The sequence below is a fragment of the Streptomyces sp. NPDC055078 genome, assembly GCF_053607985.1.
In genome coordinates this window covers 1-6,417 of record NZ_JBSGUP010000474.1, presented here as the reverse complement: position 1 = coordinate 6,417, position 6,417 = coordinate 1, and the positions used below count along the sequence as shown (strand labels likewise).

Annotated in this window: 5 protein-coding genes; 3 read left to right on the top strand and 2 right to left on the bottom strand. The window is 73.6% G+C overall.

Annotated features, from left to right (window positions below; genetic code table 11):
* Positions 1 to 116: 116 nt before the first annotated feature.
* Positions 117 to 962: a spermidine synthase gene (locus tag ACWF94_RS29640; protein WP_453495167.1), complete on the top strand. Its 846-nt coding sequence runs from the start codon at positions 117 to 119 to the stop codon at positions 960 to 962.
* Between the two features lie 270 nt (positions 963 to 1,232).
* On the opposite strand, the gene ACWF94_RS29635 is transcribed toward ACWF94_RS29640, so the two are convergent.
* Positions 1,233 to 2,309, bottom strand: a complete 1,077-nt coding sequence (locus tag ACWF94_RS29635; protein ID WP_453495164.1) for a hypothetical protein — start codon at positions 2,307 to 2,309, stop codon at positions 1,233 to 1,235.
* A gap of 239 nt (positions 2,310 to 2,548) precedes the next feature.
* Between ACWF94_RS29635 and ACWF94_RS29630 the strand changes: the two genes are divergently transcribed.
* On the top strand, positions 2,549 to 3,091 hold the full coding sequence (locus ACWF94_RS29630) for a gamma carbonic anhydrase family protein (RefSeq protein ID WP_453495161.1): 543 nt from the start codon (positions 2,549 to 2,551) through the stop codon (positions 3,089 to 3,091).
* On the opposite strand, the gene ACWF94_RS29625 is transcribed toward ACWF94_RS29630, so the two are convergent.
* Positions 3,030 to 3,620, bottom strand: a complete 591-nt coding sequence (locus ACWF94_RS29625; RefSeq protein ID WP_453495158.1) for an ATP-binding protein — start codon at positions 3,618 to 3,620, stop codon at positions 3,030 to 3,032. The two genes, ACWF94_RS29630 and ACWF94_RS29625, sit on opposite strands and share 62 nt — an antisense overlap.
* Positions 3,621 to 3,760: 140 nt before the next feature.
* Between ACWF94_RS29625 and ACWF94_RS29620 the strand changes: the two genes are divergently transcribed.
* Positions 3,761 to 6,417: AAA family ATPase (locus ACWF94_RS29620; RefSeq protein WP_453495156.1), on the top strand; the 2,657-nt coding region annotated here is incomplete at its 3' end.

The window sequence follows — 6,417 nt, the reverse complement described above, 5'->3', positions numbered from 1 at the left end:
ACTCCACACACCCCGCAGGAGGCGGACCCGCACACCCCGCAGGAGGCGGACCCGCACACCCCGCCGGAGGCGGACCCGCACCCCGCGGGAGGCGAAGCGCACCCCACAATGGAGCGGTGGACGAGCCCGTACCCGTGACGCGAACCGTGGACCATGGCACCGCCAGGCTGCTGCCGGACGTCGACCGGGAGCGGGCCTGGCTGCTGACTGTCGACGGCGCGCCCCAGTCGTATGTCGATCTGGACGAGCCGGAGCATCTGGAGTTCGAGTACGCGCGGCGGCTCGCCCATGTCGTCGACTGCCACGCACCGGAGGGCGTCCCGCTCGACGTGCTCCACCTCGGCGGCGGGGCGCTGAGCCTGCCCCGCTACACGGCCGCCACCCGGCCGGGGTCACGGCAGGACGTCGTGGAGGCCGACCGGGGCCTGCTGGCGCTCGTACAAGAGCATCTGCCGCTCCCCGGGGGCTCGGGGATCACCGTGCACGCGGCCGACGCCCGCGCCTGGGTCGAGGCGGCACCCGGGGATTCGGCCGATCTGGTCGTCGCCGATGTCTTCGGCGGTGCGCGGGTGCCCGCGCATCTCACCTCGGTCGAGTACGCGAGGGCGGCGGCACGGCTCCTGCGCCCCGGGGGCACGTACGCCGCCAATCTCGCCGACAGCGCGCCCTTCACCTTCCTGGGCTCCCAGCTGGCCACCTTCGGTGCCGTCTTCGAGCATCTGGTGGTGATCGCGGAACCGGCGGTGCTGCGCGGCCGGCGCTTCGGCAATGTCGTGCTGCTCGCCTCGCACACCCCCGTCGACACCGTGGCGCTGGCCCGCCGTACCTCCGCCGACCCCTTTCCGGCGCGGGTCGAGCACGGCGGTCCGCTGGAGCGTCTCAGGGGCACGGCGGAACCCGTGGGCGACCGGGACGCGCAGGGCTCACCCGAGCCGCCCGACGGAGCCTTCGGTATCGGCTGACTCCGCGGCCCGGCGACCGCCGCCGCGACCTGGGCGACCTGGGCGCCGTGGCCGCCTGGACCGGCGACGACCGCGCGGCGATCAGCGGCGTGACGGTGTGACCCGCCCACGCGGGTCGGCGCACACGTCGGCGGGCGGGGGCGGGGGAGAGGTCACCATCGGACCATCCCGCCGCCCCGCCGCCCTGCCGACCGGCGTTCGGCCAGTCCCGACCGCGTTCGGCCGGTCCCGGCCGGGCCGGGACTGCCGTCCGGCGGGTCGCCCCCGGGATCAGCTCGCGGACGTGCCCGCCAGCCGCACCGTGCTCAGGATCTGCTGGATGATCGCGTCCGGGACCTCGTCCGGGACGCCCTTGTTGGCGTGCAGTACCCAGGTCTTGAAGTCGTTCTTGGTGTCCTTGAAGGTGAAGGCGATCGACTTGCCGTCGGTGTCGCACTTCGTCGGCTTCTTCACCCCGACCGCTGTCGCCGCCACCACGCTGCCGGAGAGCCCCGACTTGGTGGTGTACGGAACGGCCTTGGCGATCTTGACAATGCTTCGGGGGTGTGCCTGGGCGTAGCCGCTCCACACCCACCAGCCGGCCTCGTTGCGGGCGGCCGTCGCGCTGTCCTTCGCGCCGTCAGCGCCCTTGGTGCCGGTGGCCGCCAGACTCCACTCCTCCTTCTTGCCGTCCTTGTCGGAGTCGAAGGTGCACCAGGCTTCCTTGAAGTACGCCGGTGCGGACATGGTGACCAGCGGACTGCCGTCGCCCTTCTTGTCGTCCTCGAAGCCCGTGATGACGCCGGAGTTCAGGACGTCCCAGGTGGGCGGGACGTCGAACTGCGTTCCGTGCTTGGGATTGGTGACGACCTTCCACCCCGGGATCGTCGGCTGGGCGTCCTCGCCCCCGCGCGGATTCGCCGGCGGTTCGGCCGGCGGCGCACTGGCCGACTGCGAGGGCGGTGTCTTCGACACCGACTTCGCGGGCTTGTCCGCCTTGTCGTTCTTGTCGTTGTCCTCGCCACCGAGGACGACGACTCCGGTGACCACCGCGGCGGCGACGACCGCCGTGGCCGCCACGATGGCGACGATCGTGGTCTTCTTCCGGTCGTCCTTCGGCGGCCGGGGCCCGCCGGGCGGCTCCCCTGGTCCGCCGTACATCGGGACGGTCGGCTGCTGATACGGGTTGGGCTGCTGGTATCCCGGCTGCTGCTGGTACCCCGGCTGTTGATAGGGGTTCGGCTGTTGCTGCCCCGGCTGCTGGTACCCGGGTTGCTGTGGGTATCCCGGCTGCTGGTACGGGTTCGGTTGTTGCGGGTTCTGCTCGTTCGGGTTCTCGCCCCCGGGCGGCTGCTGTCCTGGCCACATGGCGAGTAACGATAGATGGCTCCCGTGCCGATGCCACGCCCGCCCGTCCTCCCGGTGATACGGGAGGAGCACGGCCAATCTGTTTACTCGCGAGTAGCATCGGGCTCATGGGCGCTGATCAGATGGGCCCTGCGCTCCCGCTCACGCACACCCGCCGGTTAGGCTGCCCGGCGTGGGAAGTCCCGGAGGACCGCAGGGAGCAGTCCGGGAAGGCCGGAGGAGAAACCCGGAGGAGAAGCATGGACACGAGGGGCAGCGCGGCCTGGATCGCGTCCGTGGGCGGCAAGGAGCCGGCGATCTCGCCCGGTGCCTTCACCGCGCCCACCTCGGTCGTGATCGGCGATGTCACCATGGCCGCGGGCTCCAGCGTCTGGTATCACGCGGTGCTGCGCGCCGACTGCGGTCCGATCGTCCTCGGCGCGGACTCCAACATCCAGGACAACTGCACGGTCCATGTCGACCCGGGCTTCCCCGTCACCGTCGGTGACCGGGTCACGGTCGGCCACAACGCCGTGCTCCACGGCTGCACCGTCGACGACGACGTACTGATCGGCATGGGCTCGACCGTCCTCAACGGCGCGCACATCGGCGCCGGTTCGCTCGTCGCCGCCCAGGCCCTCGTCCCGCAGGGCATGCGGGTCCCGCCGGGCTCCCTCGTCGCGGGGGTGCCCGCCCGGGTCAGGCGCTCGCTCACCGATGAGGAGCGCGAGACCATCAGGATCAACGCCGCCATGTATCTGGAGCTGGCGAAGGAACACCGCGAGGCGGTCCCGAAGCACTGAACTGGCCGGGGGGCGGCGTCGCCCCGCCGGGGCCCCGCGTCGGCTGTCTGCCGATGCACCGGGCCGGGCCGGCACGGGGTGCCATCACGATCTCCGCCGCCACCACACTGCCCGCGGGCAGTCTGCGCGTCACCGTCCGGGTGGCGTACGCGCCCACGAGCCGCAGCCCCTGACCGCAGTCCGCGTCGGCGTCCAGGGGTTCCTGGCGCCGGGTGAGCCGGTGCTTCCACCGGCCCCCGTCGCGGACCTCCGTCGTCAGGGTGTTCCCGCGGACCCGGATCGCCAGAGCGACCCACGTACTGCCGCTGTGCAGCACCACATTGCTGACCAACTCGGTGACGATCACCGACAGCGCCTCGTGGAAGTCGTCGTGCAGCCGCCATCGGCGTGCGACCGCGCGGGCGAAGTGGCGCAGGGCGCGGGCCGACTCCGGCGTCGCCGACATCGCACACTGGGCCAGCCCGGAGGCTCCGTCGTGCGGCACGAGGCCGGAAGGCGGAGGCTGAGTGGACTCCTCTGATGCGATCACGTCGGCTCCCTCTGCCCAGGTGGACGCCCGGGCCGATGGGGCTACGCTCCCTGTCACTCAGTGCCCCGCGCAATTGGGGAGACTGAAGTACGGATACGTAAAGAAATGAAATACCCGGAAATGTCGAGGAGGGTGAGTTGGTGACCACACTCAGTGACGAAATCTGGGAGCGATGGCTGCGGGAGACCGCCGCCCGCACCGGCCGCCATCCGTCGCTCCTGCTGCTGGAGGGGTGTGCCGGCACCGGCAAGAGCCGACTGCTCGGCCGACTGCTGGAGCGTACGGAGTCCGGGCCCCGCACACGCGTGGTGATGACGTTCACCGCGTCCGGCGTCACGCTCACACATCTGCCGGTACGGACCGGACCGCCGGAGAGCGGCGACGGGCGGCTCACCGGGCGCCCGGACCGGGGCGCAGGCCCGGACCACGACCGGGTGGCACTGCGTACCGATCCGCCTGCCGGCCCCGCTTCGGGCCGTGCCGACCGGACTGACCCTGGCGAACCGGCCGCCGCCGTCGACCAGGGCCCCGGCCGGGTGGCACTCCGTGCGGCCCCGTCCGCCGACCGTGCGGCCGGCCGCGCCGAGCCCGGCGACTCCCGGACAGGGGGCGGCGCCGATGCCGGCCTGCGTCCCGGCGACTCCCGGACAGCGGGCCGCACCGATGCCGGCCTGCGCCCCGGCGGCGCGCGGGCAGGCGGCGGCACGGATCCGGACCCGTGCGACCGCCCTGGCCCGGCGCCGCGACTCCACCGGGAGCCTGCGGCGCTCGCCGACGAACTGGCCGGTCTCCTGGCGGGGCCCGGGCCCGTCCTGCTGATCGCCGACGATGTCCACCGCGCCGACCGGGCGGGCCGGGACCTGCTGCGGCACCTGCTGGAACGCCCGCCCGACCACCTCGCGGCCGTGCTCGCCTACCGGCCCGAGGAACTCGCCGAGCCCTCTCTCGTCCTCGGCCGGACCGTCGGCTACCCGGCCCGGCTCGCCGTCCTGCGCGTACGTCTCGAACCGCTCGGCGCCGACCGGGTACGGCGGATGGTGGCGCAACGCCTCGGCACGGACAGCACCCAACCGGAGCTGGTCGCGCGTATCCATGAGCGATCCGGCGGCGTGCCCCAGGTCGTCGTGGATCTGCTGCGCCAACTCGGGGACGCGTACGGGCCGAGGGACCGGTACACCGCCAGGGACCTGGACGCCACGGGAACCCCCGTACGGCTCGCCGAACTGACGGCAGGGCGGCTCGCCGCGCTGCCGGAGCGGCAGCGCGCCGTCGTCCGGGCGGCGGCGGTCCTCGACGGCCCCGGCAGTGCCCAGGAGCTGTACGCCGTGGCCGGCCTGGCCCCCGACGACGGCAGGGAGGCGCTCGCCGCCGCGCTGCGGGGCGGCGCTCTGCGGGAGTGCGGCCGGGATCTGTACGGCTTCCCGTCACCCGTGGCGGGCACCGACGTTCTGCGGGAACTCCCCGGCCCGCTCCGGCAGGACATGCACCGCAGGGCCGCCGATGTCCTCGCCCGCCGCAGGCCCGTGGACTGGGCAGGGCTCGCCGTCCACCGGCAGCTGGGCGGCCGGATACGCGGCTGGCTCAAGGCGGTCGAGCACGCGGCCCGGCAGTGCGCCGAGGAGGGAGCGCACCAGACGGCGATCGACCTGCTGGAGCAGGCGCTGTCCCATCCCGCGGTGCCCCGGGACACCCGCGCCCGGCTCGCCGTACTCCTCGCCCACAGCGCGGTGCTCGGACTGCACACCGACCACACCGTGCGGGTGCTGCGCCAGATCCTCGACGAACAGAGCCTGCCGCCCGCCGTCCGCGGCCGGATCCGGCTCGATCTGGGCCTGGTGCTCTGCAACCAGGCGGGCCAGGGCATCCAGGGCTGGGTGGAGCTGGAACGGGCCGCCGGTGAACTGGCCGGACAGCCCGCGCTGGCCGCCCGCGCCATGTCGGCGCTCGCCATGCCCGTGATGTCACCGGTCCCGCTGGAACGCAATCTGTACTGGCTCGACCGGGTCCGGAAGATGGCGACCGAGAGCGATGACGGCGATGTCCACACGGCGGTCGCCGCCAACACGGTCGCCATCCTGCTGGAGACCGGTGACCCGTCGGCCTGGGATGTCCTGGAGCAGTTGCGCGGCGAGACCGGGAGTCCCGGCCGGCTGCCGCATGTGGCCCGGGGCCTGGTGAACGCGGCCGACGCCGCCCTGTGGCTCGGACGGCTGGCGCCGGTCGAGGACCTCCTGGAGGAGGGCCGGGACCTGGCATCCCGTGCCGGGGCCGTCTATGTCGAACAGGACGGCCGGGGGACGGGACTGCTGCTGGACTGGCTGACCGGGCGCTGGGAGGGGCTGTCCGGCCGGGCCCGGGCCTTTGTGGCCGAGACCGGGGTGATGCCGGGCCCGGCGGCCGATGCCCGGATCGTCCTCGGCATGCTGTCGCTCGCCCAGGGCGAATGGCAGCAGATGGCCGCCTGGTTCTCCGGCGACGGGCGGCCCCTGCCCGTCGGCTCCCCGCTGCCGCATATCGCCGCAGCCGCCGGAGCGCTGGTCAGGACGGCACTCGCCCGTGACGACCCGGAGAAGGCGGCATCCGAAGCCGCCGCGGCCTGGGACCGGGTCCGGGACAAGGGCATCTGGGCCTGGGCGGCCGAACTGGCGCCCTGGGCGGTCGAGGCCACCGCCCGCGCCGGACGCCGGCAGGCCGCGCAGGCGATGACCGACGAGTTCGGCGCGGGCCTCGCCGCTCACACCGGCAGCGAGTCGCCCGCCGCCCCGGCGGCCACGGCGGCGCTCCACTGGTGCCGGGG

Bases quoted from the DNA above. Each gene is read 5' to 3' on its own strand.
- ACWF94_RS29635 (WP_453495164.1), bottom strand. From the start codon at position 2,309: ATGTGGCCAGGACAGCAGCCGCCCGGGGGCGAGAACCCGAACGAGCAG.
- ACWF94_RS29630 (WP_453495161.1), top strand. From the start codon at position 2,549: ATGGACACGAGGGGCAGCGCGGCCTGGATCGCGTCCGTGGGCGGCAAG.